Consider the following 19,388-nt stretch of genomic DNA (forward strand, 5'->3'; position numbering starts at 1 on the left):
TAACTTCCGGATCGGTTGCTGAAGATCAATGCTGTCTGAGGCACTGAAGCGCTGGGGGTAGTCAGGTGGATCGCAAGCTTCTGGTGGTGACAGTCGCGGCGGGCGTGCTCGCAGCGGTGGTGGGCTGTGCACGCGGAGGCGCCGACGTCGCAGCGGGGGACCGGCCCGCGGATGCCACCACGATCGGCGCGCACAAGGCGCCGGTGAGCAGCTGGGCCGCCTCCACCTGCACCGGATTCGTCGACACGCTCAAGACCATCGCGACCTTCATCGACTACGACCCCACCGCCCACGGCTCAACCGACCGGGCCAAGCGCGCGGCGTTGGACCTGCTCAACGCGGCCATCAAGCGGACTTCGGAGATCAAGAAGAAGCTGGCGGACGGCGGCGCGCCGGACGTGCTGGACGGCGAGCGGATCCAGCAGCTGCTGCTCACCGACTTCTCCGGGCAGATCGGCGTGTTCGAGACCTCGCGCAAGGACACCGAGGCGATCGACCCGGCGGCGGCGCACTTCACCGAGTCGGTCATGCGGGCGCTCAGCGGCGAGGGCAACCCGGCCGCGCAGGGCGAGCCGAAGGTGCTCGCCGAGCTGGAGAACAACCCGGAGATCAAGCAGGCGATGGCCGCGCACGCCTCCTGCCGCGACCTCCGGGGCGCGCTGACCGGTCAGAGCACGCTGTAGGGGCTCAACCGGCGTAGCTCGCACGGCGTCATCCGGACGGGCGAATTCGACTCCTCGCTGTGCGTGACCACGACTGCCTGGATTCGAACACCTGTTCTACGCTGCCCGCGTGGGGCAGCTGTCCTTCTACTCGGCCGAGGCCGCGCCGCCCGCCCTGGGCGACCTGGCCGGGCTGCTCTGCGCCCGGGGCCGGGTGATCGGGTTCGGGCGGGGCACCGCGGCGCGGGTCTCGGTGGAACTGGCCGACCGGTGGCGGGCGGGCGCGTTGGCCACCGTGTGCGCCGAGCTCGGCGTGCTGGCCCGTCTTGGCTGGTCAGAGCGCGGACTGCCGGAGCTGGGCAGTCCGTTTCGGGCCGATCTCACCGGGCTGGCCGCGGCCTGGTCGCATGGCGGGACCAAGCGGGTCCCGGCCGGTTTCACCCTCGACGGGCGGGCGCTGCGGATGTGGGCGCTGGCCGCCGGGCGCTGGGAGGGCCCGGCCTACCTGCTGGGGCTGGATCCGGCCGCGCCGGAGACCCATGATCCACTCCTGCGGGTCTTGACCGCGGCCGGTCTGACGGCGACGGTGATCGCCGCCGGTGACGGTGAGCCTGCGCTGCGGATCACCGGGCGGAGGCGACTCGCGCGGCTCGCCGAGCTCGTCGGGCCGGTCCCCTCGGGGGCCGCCCCGGCGGAATGGCCTGTTCGACTGGGCGCCTGACCTGGGAATCCGGCGTCCGGCGAGCGTGTTCACAGGGTGAGTACCACGGGGCCGGTTGCCCGGTGTGCCACTCTGTCAGCTCACCCGCAACACCGAGGGTGACTGCGCTCGGTGCACACTTGCGAACCGGGACGTACTACAGGGACGAGAGAGCGGTATAAGCGTGGCAGGGTCGACACGGGCGAAGAAGGACGGCGGTGACGGCGGCTCGGGCAACCGTCGCCTGGTGATCGTCGAGTCACCGGCGAAGGCGCGCAAAATCGCCTCCTACCTGGGCAGGAACTTCGTGGTGGAGTCCTCACGAGGGCACATCCGCGATCTGCCGAGGGGTGCGGCCGACGTACCGGCCAAGTACAAGGGCGAGGCGTGGGCACGGCTCGGCGTCGACGTGGAGAACGACTTCGAGCCGCTCTACGTCGTCACCCCGGACAAGAAGTCCACCGTGTCCGAGCTCAAGGAGGCGCTCAAGAGCGTCGACGAGCTCTACCTCGCGACAGACGGTGACCGCGAGGGCGAGGCCATCGCGTGGCACCTGATGCAGACCCTCAAGCCCAAGGTCCCGGTGCGGCGGATGGTCTTCCACGAGATCACCGAGCCCGCCATCCGCGCCGCCGCCGCCAACCCGCGCGACCTGGACCAGCACCTCGTTGACGCCCAGGAGACCCGCCGCATCCTGGACCGGCTCTACGGCTACGAGGTCAGCCCCGTGCTGTGGAAGAAGGTCATGCCGAAGCTCTCGGCGGGCCGCGTCCAGTCGGTGGCGACCAGGATCGTGGTGGAGCGCGAGCGCGAGCGGATCCGCTTCGTGCCCGCCTCGTACTGGGACATCTCCGCGGTCATGGAGACCATGAAGTCCGACGGCGACGCGGCCAACCCGCGCTCCTTCGGCACCCGCCTGGTCTCCGTCGACGGCACCCGCCTGGCCACCGGACGCGACTTCGGGCCGGACGGCAACCTCCGCGCCACCTCCGAGGTGCGCACGCTGGACGAGGCCGAGGCGCGCCGCCTGGCCACCGGTCTTGCCAACGCGGCAATGGCGGTCAGCAGTGTCGAGGAGAAGCCGTACACGCGGAAGCCGTACGCGCCCTTCATGACCTCGACGCTTCAGCAGGAGGCCGGGCGCAAGCTGCGGTTCACCGCCGACCGGGCCATGCGCACCGCGCAACGGCTCTACGAGAACGGCTACATCACCTACATGCGTACCGACAGCACCACGCTGTCGGAGACCGCGATCGCCGCGGCCCGCTCGCAGGCCACCGAGCTCTACGGCGCGCAGTTCGTCTCGGACAAGCCGAGGCAGTACACGCGCAAGGTCAAGAACGCCCAGGAGGCGCACGAGGCCATCCGCCCCGCGGGTGAGGTCTTCCGCACCCCCGGCCAGGTCGCGCGCGAGCTGGAGACCGACGAGTTCAAGCTCTACGAGCTGATCTGGCAGCGGACCATCGCCTCGCAGATGGCCGACGCCAAGGGCACCACGATGACCGTGCGCATCACCGGAACCGCTGACAGCGGTGAGGAGTGCACGTTCTCCGCCTCCGGTCGCACGATCACCTTCCCCGGCTTCCTCAAGGCCTACGTCGAGACCGTGGACTCCGAGGCGGGCGGCGAGGCGGACGACGCCGAGACGCGCCTGCCGCGGCTGACCAAGGACGAGCCGATCTCCACCACGCGGCTGGACCCGGACGGGCACACCACCAACCCGCCGCCGCGTCTGACCGAGGCGAGCCTGGTCAAGACGATGGAGGAGATGGGCATCGGCCGCCCCTCCACCTACGCCTCGATCATCAGCACCGTCCAGGACCGCGGCTACGTGTGGAAGAAGGGCTCCGCGCTGGTGCCCTCCTGGGTGGCGTTCGCGGTGGTCGGGCTGCTGGAGCGGCACTTCGGGCGGCTGGTCGACTACGACTTCACCGCCGCGCTCGAGGACGAGCTGGACGGCATCGCCGCCGGTCGTCAGGAGCGGACCATCTGGCTGGCCGGGTTCTACTTCGGCGGTGACATCGGCCCGGACGGCTCGATCGGCCGCGCCGGTGGGCTGAAGAAGCTGGTCGGCTCGTCGGTGGAGCAGATCGACGCCCGCGAGGTGAACTCGATCCCGATGTTCTCCGACGACAAGGGCCGCACGGTGATGGTCCGCGTCGGGCGCTACGGCCCGTACCTGGAGCGCGACGGCGACAGCGGGGCCGAGGGCGACGTGCAGCGGGCCAACCTGCCCGACGACCTGCCGCCGGACGAGCTGACCTCGGAGATCGCGGAGAAGCTGTTCGCGACCCCGATGGAGGGCCGGACGCTGGGCAACGACCCGGTCAGCGGCAACGAGATCGTGGCCAAGGAGGGCCGGTTCGGGCCCTACGTCACCGAGGTCCTGCCGGAGGACGCGGGCAAGGCGAAGCCGCGCACCGGCTCGCTGCTGAAGTCCATGTCGCTGGACACGGTGACGCTGGCGGACGCGCTCAAGCTGCTCTCGCTGCCCAGGGTGGTCGGCAAGGACCCGGAGAGCGGCGACGAGATCACCGCGCAGAACGGCCGCTACGGCCCGTACCTGAAGAAGGGCACGGACTCGCGGTCGCTCGCCTCCGAGGACGAGATGTTCACCGTCACCCTCGAAGAGGCGCTGAAGATCTACGCCGAGCCGAAGAAGCGGGGCAGGCAGGCTTCGGCGGCCCCGCCGCTGAAGGAGATGGGCAACGACCCGGTCTCCGGCAAGCCGATGATCGTCAAGGAGGGCCGCTTCGGCCCGTACGTGACCGACGGCGAGTACAACGCGTCGCTGCGCAAGGGCGACGACGTCGAGACGCTGACCGACGAGCGCGCGGCCGAACTGCTCGCGGAGAAGCGGGCGAAGGGACCGGCGCCGAAGAAGAAGGCGGCGGCCAAGAAGCCCGCGGCGAAGAAGAGCACCGAGAAGAAGAGCACTGAGAAGAAGCCCGCCGCCAAGAAACCGGCCGCGAAGAAGGCCTCGGCCTCGAAGTCCTGACCCGACCCAGGCGGAGGGGCCCGTTGCGGCCCCTCTGCTCGGGTTTGCGGGCTTGAGGGCGCGGCGACGGGGGTAGGACACTCGCCAGAGGAGGTGAGGGCCTGTGAGTTCCGATGCGTTGTTCGGCCCGGACGGCACCCAGGCCCCTCCGCCGCCTCGCCACTTCCCGGACGCGTTGAGCGCGCCCGCCGAGGTCGAGTTCGCCGAGCAGCCCCGGATCCCCGTGCGGCCACCGGGCCCGCCCGACGCCGAGGCCGTCCAGCGCGCCCTCGAGGAGGCGCTGGCCGCCGAACGCGCTCCGACGCCGAGGCAGCGGCCGAGGCAGAAACGGCAGGGACATCCGCAGCACCCGCAGCACCCGCCGGTCCGTCCGCCGCTGCCACCCATGCCGCCGCCCCCGCAAGCCCAGCCCCTGCAACAGGCCGCGAGGAACTCCGGCTGCGGGCTCGGCGTGCTGATCTTCGTCGGCATTCTGCTGCTGGGCTTCATCATGAACGTCGCCGAGAACCTGTTCCCCTAGGACCTGTTCGAGGAGCCCGTGTTCGCGACAGGTGGGCCGAGCCCGCCCCTGGCCGCGCCTCGGCGAAGGCCACGTACAACACCGGTACGCGTCCTCCCCCGAGTCTTGCCAGGAACGACCCCGATCCCACCTCTCATCGAACGAGGCCCCGCGAACAGGCCCTAGGCTGAAGACCGCTCCGCCTAACGCGAACGGGTGATATCCACGTGGGTGACGCGGGAACGCCGCCGGTCTCGACCGCTCACCGGGTCCGCAGCGTGCTGGCCATCCAGCCGTTCCGCAGGCTGTGGGCCGTCAACGCGCTGAGCAGCGTGGGTGACTGGCTGTCGCTGCTGGCGCTCTCGGCCCTGGCCACCAACATGACCAGCGGTTATCAGGCGCAGAGCTTCGCGCTCGGCGGGGTCGTGGTGACCAAGCTGCTGCCCGCGCTGCTGTTCGCCCCGGTCGCGGGCGCCCTCGCGGACAAGTTCGACCGGCGCGCGCTCATGGCCATCTGCGACGTGCTGCGCTGCCTGCTGCTGGTGAGCGTGCCGCTGGTGGGTTCGCTGTGGTGGCTGTTCGTCGCGACCTTCCTGATCGAGCTGGTCACGCTCTTCTGGGCGCCCGCCAAGGACGCCGCCGTGCCGAACCTGCTGCGCAGGCCGGACCAGGTGGAGACGGCCAACCAGCTGAACATGGTGATGACCTACGGCGTCTCCGTGGTGGCCGCGTCCGGCCTGTTCACCGCGCTGACCGTGATCGGCCCGACACTGGCCCTCCAGCTCAGCCCGACCGGCACGATGGCGGTCGCGCTGCTGCTCAACGCGGTGCTCTACCTGGGCAACGCGATCACCGTCGCGATCCGCATCCCGGAGATCTCCGGCCGCGCCCACGACGCCGGGAAGCTGGCGGGGGAGAGCCTGTTCGCGCTGGTCCGGGACGGTTTGACGTTCGTGGGCCGGACGCCGCTGGTGCGCGGTCTGGTGATCGGCATCGGCGGCGCCTTCGCCGCGGGCGGCGCGGTGATCGCCTGCGCCAAGCTCTACGCGCTGAGCCTTTCCGGCGGCGACGGCAGCTACGGCCTGCTGTTCGTCTCCGTGTTCTCCGGGCTCGGCGTCGGCATGGTGTTCGCGCCGAAGCTGGCCGCGCGGATGCCGCACAACCGGCTCTTCGGCGCCGCGATCATCGCCGCCGGGTTCGCGATGGTCCCGGCCGCGCTCGCGCCGCACCTGTGGGTGGCGCTGGTGACCGTCGCCCTGGTCGGCACCTCGGCCGGGATCGCCTTCCTGACCGGGATGACGATCATCGGCGCGCAGGTGGAGGACGCAGTCCGGGGACGGACCGTGGCGTTCATGCAGTCGCTGGTCCGGCTGGTGCTGATGGGCGCGATGGCCGTGGTGCCGCTGCTGGTCGCGGTGGTCCCGCCGATCACCTTCGAGGCCCTGGGCCGGGTGGTGCGGGTCGATCCGACCAGGCCGGTGCTGTTCGCCGCGGGTCTCGTCGCCGCCGTTGCCGGGTGGATCGCCTACCGGCAGATGGACGACCGGCGCTCCGGAGGCGTCCGTGCCCTGCTGTCCGCGCTGGTCAGGACCCCGCGCACGGGCAGCGGCCTGTTGTTGTCGGTGGAGGGGGATACGGTCGCCGAGACGGCCGCGCAGGCACGCCTGCTGGTGGACTGGCTTCGCGAGGGTGGACGCGAGGTGCTGCTGGCGGGTGACCCGGCGCTGGAGGGCGAACGCCTGCGCGACCTGGCGGAACACGGTGGCCTGACCGGTCACCGGGCGCACGCGTTGCTGGCCGCCGCGGTCCGCGCGGACGTGGTGGAGCGGCAGGTGCTGCCCGCGCTCGAAGCCGGTTCGGTCGTGGTCCTGGTGTGCGAGCCGACGGTGTCGTTCGCGGCGGGAGCGCCGGAAGGGCTCGTGGACTGGGCGACCGGGCGGTTGCGCCCGGAGGTCACCGTGCTGCTCGACCGCGCCCCGGCCGGGCCTGCCGGGCGGATCGAGCACACCTGGCGGCACGTGCTGACCGAGCTCGCGGCGGCGGACCCGGAGCGGTACGTGGTCGTCGACGCGGACGGAGATGGGGAGGAGGTGGCACTACGGGTGCGGGAGGCGGTGCTTCCCGCGCTGTCGGCGCGGCGCGTTACGGTGCCACCGACCGATGGCTCCCTGGCGAGTTCCGAAGCGGGGTAATACGTGAGCACCGGAGTGTGGGCCGAGGTGGTCGGCCAGCCGGAGGCGGTGGCCGTGCTCGGTGCGGCGGCGCGCGCGGCCGACGAGCTGGTGTCCGGACGGCCCGTCACCCCCGGTGCGATGACCCACGCTTGGCTGTTCACCGGCCCGCCCGGTTCGGGGCGGACCACGGCGGCCAGGGCGTTCGCGGCGGCGCTCCAGTGCTCGTCGGCGGGGTGGGGCGATGTCCCGGGCTGCGGCGAGTGCCAGGCGTGCCGCACGGTGCTCGCCGGTACCCACCCGGACGTGCGCGTGGTGGCGCCGGAAGGGCTGTCCATCGCGGTGGCGGAGATGCGCGCGCTGGTGCAGATCTCCGCGCGCAGGCCGACCGCGGGCCGCTGGCAGGTGGTGATCATCTCCGATGCGGACCGGCTCACCGAAGGCGCGTCGAACGCGCTGCTCAAGGTGATCGAGGAGCCGCCGGAGCGCACGGTGTTCCTGTTGTGCGCGCCGTCGGACCACCCCGAGGACATCTCGGTGACGATCCGTTCGCGGTGCCGGGCGTTGAGCCTGCGCACGCCGCCAGCCTGGGCGATCGCGCAGGTCCTCCAGGAGCACCACGGCGTGCCGGAGGACATGGCCTCGTGGGCGGCTTCGGTCAGCGCCGGTCACATCGGCCGCGCGCAGCGGCTCGCGACGGACCCCGAGGCGCGGTCGCGGCGGGAGTCGGTGCTGAGCATCCCGTTGGGCCTGCGCAGGCTCGGCGACGTCTTCACCAAGGCGGACGACCTGGTGAAGTCCGCGGAGGCCGAGGCGAGCGCGGTCAGCGAGACGCGGGACGAGGCGGAGAAGGAAGCGCTGAAGACCGCGATGGGCTTCGGTGGCACCGGGCGCGGTGTCGCCGCGGCGGAGCGCGGGGCCAAGGCGGCGCTGCGGGACCTGGAGAAGCGGCAGAAGTCGCGGGCGACGCGGACCCAGCGGGACGCGCTGGACCTGGCGTTGATCGACCTCATCGGGTTCTACCGCGACGTGCTGACCGCCTCGATGCGCGCCGAGGTCACGCTGAACCACCCCGACCGGGCCGCCGATGTGCGGACGGCCGCGGCGGAGTGGAGCGCCGACTCGGCGCTCCGGCGGCTCGAGGCGGTCCTGCAGTGCCGGGAAGCGTTGGGGCAGAACGTCAAACCCCGCATCGCGATCGAGGCGATGCTCACCTCGCTGCACCGGGGTTGATCTAGCGGCCGAGCCAGCCGCCGTCCACGACCAGGGTGTGCCCGTTGACGTAGTCCGAGGCCGAGGACGCCAGGAACACCGCGGCGCCGACGACGTCGCCCGGCTCGCCCCAGCGGCCCGCCGGGATGCGGGAGCGGATCGCGGGCTCGCGCACCGGGTCCACCAGCAGCGGAGCGGTGTTGTTCGTCCGGATGTAGCCGGGAGCGATGGCGTTGACCTGGACGCCGCGCTCGGCCCACTCGTTGGACAGCGCCTTGGTCAGGCCGGCCAGCGCGTGCTTGCTCGCGGTGTAGCCGGAGACCAGGATGCCGCCCTGGAAGCTCAGCAGCGACGCGATGTTGATGATCTTCCCGCGACCCCGCGCCAGCATCGGCCTGCCGACCGCCTGGGCCAGCGCGAACGCCGAGTCCAGGTTCACCGACAGCACCCGCCGCCACTGGTCGAGGCCCAGTTCGGCCGCGGGCTCGCGGTGGATCATCCCGGCGTTGTTCACCAGCACGTCGATCTGCCGCTTGGCGAGCAGCGAGGTGATGGCCGGGCGGACCGCGTCGGGGTCGCTCAGGTCCAGCACCAGCCGGGTCGTGTCCGCCCCGGTGGCCCTGACCTCGGTCTCCACCTCGTCCAGGTCGTCGGTCCGGCCGAGCAGGACCACGTCCGCCCCCGCGGCGCCGAGCCCGATGGCCACGGCCCTGCCGATGCCGGTGCGGGCCCCGGTCACCAGCGCGGTGCGGCCGCGGAGCGAGAACAGCTCAGCAACGTCCACTGTGGACTCCCACCGGCGCCGCGACCTGGTCCACTGTGGAGCAGGGAGCGGGGGATTTCACCAGTGTGAAAGGAAAGCTGATCCGGCCGTGCCGTACCGCCATGCGCTGCCTCCGGTCAAGCCTGGGTTCCGCCCGGTGGCCTATTCCGCACACCCGGCGGTCGGTGCCACGATGTCCTCCGCAGCACATGGAACTACGTTCCGCCCGGCGGAACAAGGCTTGCGAAGCCGTCTCGCGACTCCCCCATTTCCGCCCCAAAGCCGCCGCCGCGACGAAAGGGCAGTGATGACAGCGCTTTCCAGGAGGCTGGTCCTCGGCGGAGCGGCCGCGGCGGCGGCCATCGGCGGCCTACCGCTGGCCGGTGGGACCGCCCAGGCCGGGCCGAGGGCCCTGCGTGACGGGCTCGACTACGCCGTGCGCAAGCTGCGCGCGGTGGCGCCCGGGATCAGCCGGTTCCCTGAGGAGACGAAGTTCGAGAAGTGGATCTACACCGACAGCGGCGGCTGGGTGGGCGGTTTCTGGCCCGGCCTGCTCTGGCTGGCGCACCTGGAGAGCAAGGACCCGCTGTTCCGGCGGCTCGCGGAGGAGTCGGCCCGGCGCCTGGCCCCGCGCCGCACCGACCTGGGCACGCACGACCTGGGTTTCCTGTTCTACCCGTCGTGGGTGACCGCCTACCGGCTCACCGGTGAGCGCGAGTGGCGCGACGGCGCGATCCAGGCGTCGGACTCGCTGATCCGGCGGTACAACACCAAGGGCCGGTTCATCCGCGCGTGGGGGCACATCAACGACCCCGGCAACGCGGGCCGCGTCATCATCGACACGATGATGAACCTGGACCTGTTGTTCTTCGCCAGCAAGGAAACCGGGGACGCCAAGTACTCCGCCATCGCCGTCGAGCACGCCAGGACGACCGCGAAGCACTTCCTCCGCCCGGACGGTTCGACCCCGCACGTCTACGACTTCGACCCGGCCACCGGAGCCCCGATCGGCCCGAACACCGTGCAGGGCTACAGCCCGACCTCCTGCTGGTCGCGCGGTCAGGCTTGGGGGATGTACGGGTTCACCACGGTCTACCGGCGGACGGGGCAGCGCGAGTTCCTCGACGTGGCGACGAAGCTGGCCGACCACGTGCTGCCGTACCTGCGCACCGACCCGGTGCCGATCTGGGACTACCGCTCGCCGTACTCACCCCACGACATCCGGGACTCGTCGGCGGGCGCGATCACCGCGTGCGCCCTGCTGGACCTCGCCAAGATCACCGGCAACAACCGCTACCGCGACACGGCGGTGTCGGTGCTCAACGCGATCACGGATACGTGCCTCACCACGAAATCGACACGAGCCGAAGCGATCGTCGCGCGCGGAACCCGCCACCGCGGAGCCGAAGGCGGCATCGAGGTTTCGTTGCCCTACGGCGACTACTACTACGTGGAGGCGTTGCTGAGGCTGTTCCGTCCCACTGAACTCGCCGCGGCGATCGGTCTCTAAGTCCGGTTCGGCAGGGCCGCCACGATGATCACGCCGATCAGCAGCAAGAACGTTCCTGTCCAGAACAGGGGCACTGTCTGGTAGGCCGCGTTGGTGTACGCCAGCGCGGGGCCGGGCGGTGAGCCTTGGGGCTCTGGCGAGCTGTTGGTCGGCGTGATCGCCTTGCACACCACTCCACCTGGCGGCGCGGACGCGCGGGCGACCTGTTCGCCGAAGGAGACCTGAGCGAGCGCGGCCGGGAGCCCCGGCAACGGCAGCGCGTCGGTCGGCAGCAGTTGCAGGTCCATCAGCCTCGCGACCGCTCCGACCGAGCTGCCGTCGCGCTTCTCCTTGAGCTGGCCCACCTGCAACCGCAGCACACCGATGTCGAGCTTGCGCAGATCACCCAAGCCCGGCAAGGGAATCCCCACCGGAACATCCAGCTTGGGGTTGGCCGCGTCAAGGGTGCCGAGCGTCTTGCCGCTCTGCGACACCCGCAGCACGGGCGCGGTGTAGCTGACCTTGGACGTCTTGGCGTCGCCGGTGGACAACGCCGTCAGCGTCGGTTTGCTGACCACGTCGACCCGGATCTCCTGCGGTGTCCCCGCGAGCACCTGGATGCTCGCGAGCTGCACCGTCGAGACCGAGCTGACCGCTTTTCCGGTTTGGCCGGGAACGTCCACCAGTCGCACGGTGGAGTGCGCGCTCATCGTTTCCGGCAGCCGCACCAGCGAGCCGTTGGCCGAGAGCAGCCCGCCGAGCTGGCTCAGCGGAGCGCCCAGCCGCTTGGCCGCGTCGATCAAGTCGGCCTTGCCCGCCGCAATCGAGCTGAGGTCCAAAACCCTTGGCAGCGAAGGGATCGTGTTGATCGCGGACAGGCTCGCCACCGAGGTCTTCGCGTCGGCGATCGGCTCGACGCAGGGGCCGAGCCGCTCGTCCCACCGCGCGTGCACCGAACCTTCAACCAGGCCGACGTTGAGCACCGGGTTCGCGGGCGGCGTCAGCCCGCCGACCGTCGGCTTCGCGTTGTCCGGACTCGCCGTCTGCGCCAGCGCTCCGGGCGTCCTGGGCGCCCGCCCGCCGAGCGCGAACCCGAACGGCGAGGACTCCGCGATGGCCCGGTCGTGCGCGTAGACCGCGTGCGAGTTGCCCTGCGCGATGGCCAGGCCCACCCCGAACTCGCCCGCCGCCTGCTTGGGCAGCTTCTTCTCCTGCTCGTCGGTCAGCCCGGGCGCGCTCGTCTGCACCGAGCCCGGCAGCACCCTGATCAGGCCGAGCCCCGCGCCCGCGTCACCGATGATCGGTCCCGGCTGCGGCGTCGGGTTGGGATTGGTGAACGGCGGCTGGTTGGGGTCGACCGGGGTGGGTACCGGCGTCGTCGGGACGGCGAGCGCTGGTGCGGCGCTGAGCGCGGTGAGCAGCAGAGCGATGGCGACGGGTAATCGGCGGGCAGGCATCGGCGGGCGTCCTCCTCGCGGACATGGTGTGACGCAGGGCACCACGCTCTGCTCAACGACCGAGGTATCGGAAGGGTGACGCGTCATGCCGCCGTTCCTGATCGCCGCAGCTAGATCGGCATGTGGGATACCTGTTCGGAGGTCGCCCGCTCGCCCGCTACACTGATCTCGCCTCGCCGCCTTAGCTCAGTCGGCCAGAGCGACGCACTCGTAATGCGTAGGTCAAGGGTTCGATTCCCTTAGGCGGCTCAGCGAGGACCAGGGCGCTTCCCCAGTGGAAGCGCCCTGGTTCGTTTTCTGGCGAGTTCACCAACGGGCATCGTCGAGGGCGGACCTGTTCCGGAAAGCGTCGTTCGCCCCGGTGACGGTCGACCATGGGCCCATGTCCTTCCACCGCGTGCGCAGGAGCACCGCCCCCAGCAAGGCGGTGATTCCGGCCGACCGTGCGGGACCTGCTCCGATGGTGGTGCAAGACGTGCTCGCCACCCCGGGCAGTCCGTTGCCCGCTGACCTGTGCGCCGAGTTCGGACCCCGCTTCGGATTCGACTTCAGCCAGGTTCGCGTGCACACCGACGACCTCGCCGCCCGCTCCAGCGAATCGGTGTCCGCGGAAGCGTTCACAGTCGGGCGGCACATCGTCTTCGGCGCCTCGCGGTTCAGTCCGGCGACAACGCGAGGACGTGAACTGCTCAGCCACGAACTCGCTCATGTCGTGCAGCACCGGGGAGCCTCGGGCACAGGCACGCCCATGGTCGGGGCACCTGATTGCGCTGCGGAACGCCAAGCCGACTCGGGCGGAGCGCTTTCTGTCGCGGCCCCGATGGTGCGGCGCAAGCCCGCTCGGCAGGACACTGCCGCCGCGCCGGAGATCACGGTCGAGCAGAGCCCGGAGCAGTTGGTGATCCGGGTGGCCGGGGAGCCCGCCGCGCGGGTGATCTTCACCGGCAAGAATCCCGCCCACGACGTGAATGTCCTCGCAGGCGATGACAAGCACATCCGGATCGAACTCCGGCACGACGGCGGAGCGCGACTGGAGCCCGATCTCCGGTTTCTCCGCGAACGTTCCTGGTACCACCTCGATCTCCGGGAGTTCAACGAGAGCGACCGCGTCTCGGCATCGGCGCGAGAAACCGATGAGGAACCGCGGTTGTCTCCGGCCGACAACGCCCGCTCGGTTCCTGTCACGGTGGTCGATCCGCCTCCCGGTTGGCGTCCTGGATCTTCCAGTCGCTCCCAAGGAGAAAAGGAGGGCAATGAGGAAACCGGTGATGCCACGCTCAGCGAGTTCGAGTACCTGCTGCGTGAGCAGCCGGGTCTGATCAACGGCGTGGTGCTCGACCCGGAGTCTCGCGAACCGATCGGCTACCGGCAACACGCCACCACCGGCGTCTCCCGCTTTCTCGATCGCGCCGGGAACGCCGTCGACATGGCCGAGAAGGGACTGGAGGCGCCGGTCGCCGACCCGATCGACCTGCTGCCGACACCGGGTGGCGCGGTCAAAGCAGGCGCCGGTGTCGTCGGAAAGATCGGCGCCAAGGCGGTCACCAAGAAGCCCGCTGCCGCCGGGATAATCCTGAGTTACCGGGCGTTGCTGAAAATGCGGTGGATGCACCGCGCGCTGCTGAAGAAGGCAAGCCGCAAGGTGCTCCAGGAGAGCGCGGGTCTGGTTCGGCGGATCACCCCCGAAGCACTCGACCACTCCTTCAGCAAGCACGCGGCCGACTGGTTCGGGCGGCAAGTCTCCAAGACGACGCATATGACCCAGTGGCGGGCTCTGATCGAACAAGGCATGCGTAGCACCGTGCTTGTTCCCTGGGTGCTCAAAGGACCCAAGGAAGCATTGGTGCATCTCGCTCGCGTTGAAGGCAGATACTTCGCGGTCTGCTTCAGTCCCGTCTCGGGAGAACTGATCACGGCGTTCCTCGTCGAAGGACGGACCCTGCCCCAGATGCTCAAGCTCGCTACTCGCGTGCGCTGACAGGCGTTTCAGGCGAGGCGCGTGCGAGGATCTTGTTGTGACTGAGCCGAAGTCGCTTGCCGAGGTTCGTGAGCGCATCGACGCACTGGACGCCGAACTGATCCGTCTGTTGGCCGATCGTCAGGTCCTCGTGCGGGCGGCTGCGGCGTTCAAGGTCGACGAGCAAGCGGTGCGCGCGCCTGCCCGGGTGGAGCAGGTGGTCGCGTTGGCACGTGAGCGCGCGGAAAGAGAAGGGCTGGAGCCCGCCGTTGCCGAAGCGGTGTGGCGGGCGATGATCGCGGCCTTCATCGACCTAGAAATGGATCAATCAGGAGTTCGTCGAGCGCGCGGGTGATGGGCCAGGCGCCTTCCGAGCTGTTGGAGATCACGGTGTACGTGAGGCCCGAGCCGGGGGAGTGGACGCTGCGGAACGAAACACCGGCGTCATAGCCCTCCAACCTGACGAAGTCCCCCGACGAGTACATCCAGAAACCGAGGCCGCACCTCAGGGACGATGCGGAACTGTGCGGGCGCACCATCTGCGAAACCCATGGCTCAGGCACGATCCGACCCTCGAACAGAGCGGGCCAGAACGCGCGGAAGTCGGCGATGGTCGAGTAGATCCCGCCGTCTCCGGTGCCCCGCACGGGCAGGTGGTGGACGTTCGTGCGCAGCCCGTCGGTGTGGAGATAGCCCAAAGCGGTGCGCCCAGGGAGTTCGTCGGACCGCAAAAACTCGGTGTCGCACATGTTCGCTGGTTTGCAGATGCGTGATCGCACCAGGTCGTGGAAGGGGACACCGCTCGTGCGCTCCGCGATGAGCGCGAGTACGACGTAACCGCCGTTGCAGTAGGCGAGCTGCGTGCCGGGCGGGAACTTCGTGGGGAAGCCGTCGAGCACCGCGAGGTAGTCCTCGGTGGTCGCGAGCGCGTGCATGGGCACCGGCAACACGTAATCGGTGATCTCTCCGCCCGCGTCCTCGTCGAAGTAGTCACCGATGCCGGAGCGGTGCGCCAGGAGGTGCTCGACCGTCACCGCGGAGTCGATGAGCGGGAGGTCGTCCCCGAGCACTGAACGCGCCGTAGTGGTGAGGTCGAGAACGCCGTCAGCGATGAGGCCGACGACGGCCAAGGCCGTGAAACCCTTGGTGCCACTGGCAATCGCGAAGCGCGTGTCGAGCTCGTTGGGAATGCCGAAGCCGCGGTGCGCGAGGCCGTACGCCTTGGCGAACTCGACCGAATCACCGCGGCTCACGGAGACGACGCCGGAGAAGTCCTTCTCCGCGGCCAAAGCGTCGATCACGTCAAAGGACATCAGACCGGTTCCAAACGCTCGTGGGGCTGGGCGGGGAGTTCCACCCGGATCTCGTCGCCGGGCCGAACTTCGCCGCCCGTCACCACAACGCTCATGATTCCTGCTTTGCGCACGACATCGCCGTTCTCGTCTCGGTCCAGCACCGCGGGCAGGACGCCCTTCTGGAACCGGTCGATCTGGACGCAAGGGTTGCGGAGTCCGGTCACCCGCACCACCGCGTTTGCCCCAAGGTGCAGAAGCGTGCCGGTGGGCAGGTCGAGCAGATCAATACCGCTGGTCGTGATGTTCTCGCCAAGATCCCCGGGGCCGACCGTGTACCCGGCGTCGGCCAACTCGGCGTGCAGTTCGCTGTGCATGAGGTGGACCTGCCGGAGGTTCGGCTGGTTGGGGTCGCGGGCAACGCGCGAGCGGTGCTTGACCGTCTCGCCCATGTGCACGTCGCCGTCGACTCCGAGCCCCGCGACGAGCGTGATCGACTCGCGGTTCGGCTTGCTGAACGAGTACGTGGCGTTGCGGCTGACAGCGGCGACGTGCATCAAGTTCCTCCGGCGAGTGTCGGTGGGCGGGACTAACTTCCCCAGCATGGGTGAACGGCTCTCGTTGGTCGAACAAAATCGCGCACTGCTGGCCCGCCAAGGGCTGCTGGAGCGGCGGCGCGCGCCGTTGACCGAGGTCGTCGAGGCCATCGGAGCGCTTCAGGCGCAGCAGTGGGGCGCGTTGCCGGTCGCGCTGTGGTCGCGGGTGCACGACTTCGAGTCCGAGGACCTGTACGGCGCGTTCGAGCGACAGGAGCTGGTTGCCGGGCAGTTCCTGCGCGGCACGCTGCATGCCGTGACCGCGCGCGAGCAACCGGCGTACTCGATGGTCGTGCAAGACGGCGGCCTCAACACGTGGCAGCGCACCAAGGCCGAATCCTCGCCGAGGGCAGACGAACTCCGAAAAGCGCTGCGCGGGTTCACTGATGGCGTCACGCGCACGGTTGAAGAGACCTGTGTGTTCATTGAGGACTGGCTGAGCGCCAACCCCGGCGTCATCGCCGACGAAGAGGCGCAGTTCCAACGTGATCACAAGTGGAGGCCGTTCCGAGCGACGAGCGACTTCATGCGCTGGCCCGCGAAGGGGGAGTGGGGTGGCCGGACGCCGGAAGCCTTTCGCAAAGCGCCGTGCCCGCCTGGGGAGGGGCCTGGGAGCACCGAAGCACTTGAGACAGTTGTGCGTTGTCACATAAGGGCTTTCGGCCCGATCACCGCGGAGGACACGGCCTACTGGATGGGCTGGAAGGTGCCACCGGTGCGGAAAGTCCTTGAAGCGCAAGGAGATCTTCTGCGGTTCACCGACGAAGCCGGACGAACGCTCTACGATCTCCCCGAGTCGCCGAGGCCGGACGCGGAAACCGTTGCACCGGCGCGGTTTCTGGCGCCCTTCGACAGTGTTCTGCTTGCGTACGAAGCAAAACGACGGCAACGCGTCCTGCCTGACGAGTACAAGGCGGCCGTCTACATGAAGGCGAACCTGCGGGTGCTGCCGACGTTCCTGGTGGACGGCCTCGTCGCCGGGCTCTGGGGGAGCGAGGTCAAACGGGGCGAGGCCGCGCTGACGCTCCAGGCGTTCGGCAAGATCACCAAGGCCGCGAAGCGGGAGCTGGACGCGGAGGGGGAGCGGCTGGTGCGCGTGCTGCATCCTCGCGCCAAGAGCTGGCACGTCCTCGTTACATGACCGGTAAAGCATCCAAATGGCTGATAGCCGCCAAAAGTGTGACGGCGAACACTCCCCGGCATGCGTTCAGACCTCGCGGAGCCACTCTCCGTCATGTCGCGCCGGAGACGGTCGCGGCACGGACCCCTCGCCCATCCCCTGGAGACCATGCTGACGCGCGATGAGCGCATCCGCGCCGTGACCGCGGGCCTGTCGCCGGGCATCGGCGACGTGCTGCTCGCGGCCACGACGAAGCGGCTGGTCGCGGTGGCCCGCGGTGGCTGGGCGATCTCCGTGTTCTACCCGCAGATCGCCAGCGTCGTGACCGGCGGCTGGCTCGGCCTCACCGTCACGATCAACACCGCGGGCACCGTCCTGTGCTTCCGCGCGCCCGGTCACTCCGGGCGCGAGTTCGCCGACGCCGTCCGGATCGGGACGCCGATCGTGTCAGGCGGCCTTGCGGCGGTCTAGCTCCTCCTGTGCCGCCCGCACCACGGCCGCGAGCTGTTCGTCGGTGAGGTCCGCCCGCCGCTGCTGCACGGTGTCGGCCGCCGCGTTCGCCAATCGTTTGTTGATGTCCGGATCCTTGATCTCCGATGGCTGGTTGGGCTGTCCGGCCGCCTTCCACGCCGCGAGGTTCGCGTAGGTCAGCCAGACCCAGGCCGCGTGCTTGACGTTCGGGTCGTCCGGGTTGTCCAGCACCTGGTTCCACATCGCGGCGGGCAGCTGGGGCAGGGCGTCCGCCGCCCGCCAGGCCGCGACGTTGGCGTAGGTCATCCACACCCAGGCCGCCTGCTTGTTCTCCGGTTGGTCCGGCTGCGCCAGGATGTGGCTCCACACCGCCGTGGCGATCTCCTCTGGGCTTGGCATGCCACCCTCCATCCATTCCCCGACGGAGCCCCGGAAGCCACCCATGTCGCCGGGCCAGCCGGCTGGGTCGATCTTGCGGCCGGGGGCCCATTCCTTGTGTGCCAGCGCGCGTTCCGGTCCCAGCCCGACGTGGCTGAGCAGTGCGGCGACGCCGCGCGGGTACGACTCGTGCTGCGCCGAGGTCCAGTCACCCCGCCCGGTGGACTCCGCCTCGACGCCGATCAGATGGTTGTTTCCGTTGTCCCTTCCGCACCACGACACGTAGCCGGCTCCCGCGTGGTAGGCCAGGCCCGCCGCGACGACGAACCAGGTGCCGTCCCGTCCGAGGCCGAGGTTGCACAGGGGGCCCGCCAGGCCGGGACGGCCGTTCACGAGGACGTTCTGCGAAGGGAAGTTTCCGCTGGCCGGGCCCGCGGTGTGGTGCAGGAGCACACCCCGGGTCCCGGAGAAGTTGCCGTGCCCCCGGTTCTGCCAGCCGCCGATCTCCACCACGTTCAGGCCGGCTTCGCGCAGGACGCCGGGCATCCAGGTCAGCGAGTAGGCCACGGGTATCACCTCCAGAAACCTGGCCGGTGCGGTCCGCTCGTGATCCAGTCTGGTGGTGGAGAAGAAACGGGGTATACCTCCGGTTGGCTGACGTTCTCCCGAAGTTGCCTGGAGTTCCCGCTCAGTCCTTCGCGTGCGGTTTCAGGGTCCAGACGATGTCCAGGCGCCCGGTCTCCAGCCCTTCGGCGTTGCTGATCGTCACGTGTACGGGCACGTCAGGACGGATGCCGGCCTCCAGTTCCGCGACGGCGTCCGCGGCGGGCCTGCCGAGCACGGCGGTGGCGGTGAGCCGTCCCAGCGCGAGCTTCGCGTAGGTGATCTCGCCCTTGGTCGGCAGCGGCGTCGCGATGGCCAGCTGCTCGATGAAGGCGGCCGCGACCAGGGCACCCGACGCGGTCTCGGCGGCGCCGAACATCATGGCCGCGTGCGGCCCGCCGACGTGGTTGCGGTTGTCCTCCAGGTCCGGCAGCTCGACGACCACCTTCTCCGGCCCCGCCTCGACGAACTGGATGCCCGCGCTGCGCACCCACGGAACGATCTGTCGCATCATCTCGCCAACCTGGCTGGTGTCCACGCTCATGCCACGGAGATTACTCGTGAGTAACAAGCGTTGACCAGGGCCTGTTCGGGAATGCCCGGCCTGCGGTCCGTGGTTGACGGCGAAGTGCTGATTGGAGAGCTGTCCGAGCGCACGGGGGTCAGCCCGCGCTCGCTGCGGTACTACGAGCGCCAGGGGCTGCTGGTCTCCGTGCGCAAGGGGAACGGCTACCGCGAGTACGACGGCGAAGCCGAGCGCACGGTGTGCGTGATCCGCTCGCTGCTCGCCGCCGGGCTGAACACCGAGACGATCGCCCGGATGCTGCCGTGCATGCGGATCGACGGGCCGCGCGTCGTGCCGTGCGCCGGACTCGTCGAGGACCTGTCCGCGCAGCGCCTGCGCATCGACCGGGAGATCGCCGCGCTGAACCACTCGCGCGGCCTGCTGAGCGAGGTCATCGCGGCTGCGCGGAGTGACGAGCGAGTCACTTCGCGTGGGTGAGAGTTCTCCCACAGCAT

Annotated in this window: 18 protein-coding genes and 1 tRNA gene; 13 read left to right on the forward strand and 6 right to left on the reverse strand. The window is 69.8% G+C overall.

Annotated elements, in window-relative coordinates:
• Window positions 1-65: 65 nt before the first annotated feature.
• From NLX83_RS11545 to NLX83_RS11570, 6 genes are all read left to right on the forward strand, one after another.
• The gene (locus NLX83_RS11545) at window positions 66-683 is read left to right on the forward strand and encodes a hypothetical protein (RefSeq protein WP_254234824.1); all 618 of its coding nucleotides are present in this window, start codon (window positions 66-68) and stop codon (window positions 681-683) included.
• A 109-nt stretch (window positions 684-792) separates the two neighbouring features.
• On the forward strand, window positions 793-1,383 hold the full coding sequence (locus tag NLX83_RS11550) for a hypothetical protein (RefSeq protein WP_254234825.1): 591 nt from the start codon (window positions 793-795) through the stop codon (window positions 1,381-1,383).
• 163 nt (window positions 1,384-1,546) lie between these two features.
• Complete coding sequence (gene topA / locus NLX83_RS11555) at window positions 1,547-4,360, forward strand: type I DNA topoisomerase (RefSeq protein WP_254234826.1); 2,814 nt, start codon at window positions 1,547-1,549, stop codon at window positions 4,358-4,360.
• A 103-nt stretch (window positions 4,361-4,463) separates the two neighbouring features.
• Window positions 4,464-4,880, forward strand: a complete 417-nt coding sequence (locus NLX83_RS11560) for a hypothetical protein (protein ID WP_254234827.1) — start codon at window positions 4,464-4,466, stop codon at window positions 4,878-4,880.
• Between the two features lie 206 nt (window positions 4,881-5,086).
• Window positions 5,087-7,051: a bifunctional MFS transporter/dTMP kinase gene (locus NLX83_RS11565; protein WP_254234828.1), complete on the forward strand. Its 1,965-nt coding sequence runs from the start codon at window positions 5,087-5,089 to the stop codon at window positions 7,049-7,051.
• A 3-nt stretch (window positions 7,052-7,054) separates the two neighbouring features.
• Entirely contained in the window at window positions 7,055-8,263 is a 1,209-nt protein-coding gene (locus NLX83_RS11570; protein ID WP_254234829.1) for a DNA polymerase III subunit delta', read from the forward strand.
• A gap of 1 nt (window position 8,264) precedes the next feature.
• On the opposite strand, the gene NLX83_RS11575 is transcribed toward NLX83_RS11570, so the two are convergent.
• Window positions 8,265-9,026 (reverse strand): SDR family oxidoreductase, encoded by a 762-nt coding sequence (locus NLX83_RS11575; protein WP_254234830.1) that lies wholly within the window; start codon window positions 9,024-9,026, stop codon window positions 8,265-8,267.
• 286 nt (window positions 9,027-9,312) lie between these two features.
• On the opposite strand from NLX83_RS11575, the gene NLX83_RS11580 reads away from it, so the two are divergent.
• Window positions 9,313-10,515: a glycoside hydrolase family 88 protein gene (locus NLX83_RS11580; protein ID WP_254234831.1), complete on the forward strand. Its 1,203-nt coding sequence runs from the start codon at window positions 9,313-9,315 to the stop codon at window positions 10,513-10,515.
• Here NLX83_RS11580 and NLX83_RS11585 read toward each other — a convergent pair.
• Window positions 10,512-11,951, reverse strand: coding sequence for a hypothetical protein (locus tag NLX83_RS11585; protein WP_254234832.1), 1,440 nt, complete (start codon window positions 11,949-11,951; stop codon window positions 10,512-10,514). The genes NLX83_RS11580 and NLX83_RS11585 overlap by 4 nt on opposite strands.
• Before the next feature lie 175 nt (window positions 11,952-12,126).
• On the opposite strand from NLX83_RS11585, the gene NLX83_RS11590 reads away from it, so the two are divergent.
• The 3 genes from NLX83_RS11590 to NLX83_RS11600 all read left to right on the forward strand — a co-directional run bounded on the left by NLX83_RS11590 (window position 12,127) and on the right by NLX83_RS11600 (window position 14,263).
• A tRNA-Thr gene (locus NLX83_RS11590) sits at window positions 12,127-12,200 on the forward strand.
• A gap of 133 nt (window positions 12,201-12,333) precedes the next feature.
• Window positions 12,334-13,929 (forward strand): eCIS core domain-containing protein, encoded by a 1,596-nt coding sequence (locus NLX83_RS11595; RefSeq protein WP_254234833.1) that lies wholly within the window; start codon window positions 12,334-12,336, stop codon window positions 13,927-13,929.
• A 37-nt stretch (window positions 13,930-13,966) separates the two neighbouring features.
• Entirely contained in the window at window positions 13,967-14,263 is a 297-nt protein-coding gene (locus tag NLX83_RS11600; RefSeq protein ID WP_254234834.1) for a chorismate mutase, read from the forward strand.
• Here the strand turns inward: NLX83_RS11600 and NLX83_RS11605 are convergent.
• Both NLX83_RS11605 and NLX83_RS11610 read right to left on the reverse strand, forming a co-directional pair.
• A complete protein-coding gene (locus NLX83_RS11605; RefSeq protein WP_254234835.1) occupies window positions 14,214-15,221 on the reverse strand; it encodes a serine hydrolase domain-containing protein in 1,008 nt (335 codons plus the stop codon). The genes NLX83_RS11600 and NLX83_RS11605 overlap by 50 nt on opposite strands.
• The gene (locus tag NLX83_RS11610; RefSeq protein WP_254234836.1) at window positions 15,221-15,757 is read right to left on the reverse strand and encodes an MOSC domain-containing protein; all 537 of its coding nucleotides are present in this window, start codon (window positions 15,755-15,757) and stop codon (window positions 15,221-15,223) included. Before NLX83_RS11610 ends, NLX83_RS11605 begins: the two co-directional genes overlap by 1 nt.
• A 46-nt stretch (window positions 15,758-15,803) precedes the next feature.
• On the opposite strand from NLX83_RS11610, the gene NLX83_RS11615 reads away from it, so the two are divergent.
• The gene (locus NLX83_RS11615) at window positions 15,804-16,937 is read left to right on the forward strand and encodes a winged helix DNA-binding domain-containing protein (RefSeq protein WP_254234837.1); all 1,134 of its coding nucleotides are present in this window, start codon (window positions 15,804-15,806) and stop codon (window positions 16,935-16,937) included.
• Between the two features lie 147 nt (window positions 16,938-17,084).
• Window positions 17,085-17,387, forward strand: a complete 303-nt coding sequence (locus NLX83_RS11620; RefSeq protein ID WP_254234838.1) for a hypothetical protein — start codon at window positions 17,085-17,087, stop codon at window positions 17,385-17,387.
• On the opposite strand, the gene NLX83_RS11625 is transcribed toward NLX83_RS11620, so the two are convergent.
• On the reverse strand, window positions 17,364-18,332 hold the full coding sequence (locus NLX83_RS11625) for a peptidoglycan recognition protein family protein (protein WP_254234839.1): 969 nt from the start codon (window positions 18,330-18,332) through the stop codon (window positions 17,364-17,366). The two genes, NLX83_RS11620 and NLX83_RS11625, sit on opposite strands and share 24 nt — an antisense overlap.
• 121 nt (window positions 18,333-18,453) lie before the next feature.
• Window positions 18,454-18,912 (reverse strand): DUF4442 domain-containing protein, encoded by a 459-nt coding sequence (locus NLX83_RS11630; RefSeq protein WP_254234840.1) that lies wholly within the window; start codon window positions 18,910-18,912, stop codon window positions 18,454-18,456.
• 69 nt (window positions 18,913-18,981) lie between these two features.
• Here NLX83_RS11630 and NLX83_RS11635 point away from each other — a divergent pair, with 69 nt between their 5' ends.
• Window positions 18,982-19,371 carry a MerR family transcriptional regulator gene (locus tag NLX83_RS11635; RefSeq protein WP_308209294.1) on the forward strand — a complete coding sequence of 130 codons (390 nt, stop codon included), beginning with the start codon at window positions 18,982-18,984 and terminating at the stop codon, window positions 19,369-19,371.
• The last annotated feature ends 17 nt before the right edge of the window (window positions 19,372-19,388 follow it).

The sequence above is a fragment of the Allokutzneria sp. A3M-2-11 16 genome, from assembly GCF_024213555.1.
In the GTDB taxonomy this organism is placed as follows: Bacteria; Actinomycetota; Actinomycetes; order Mycobacteriales; family Pseudonocardiaceae; genus Allokutzneria.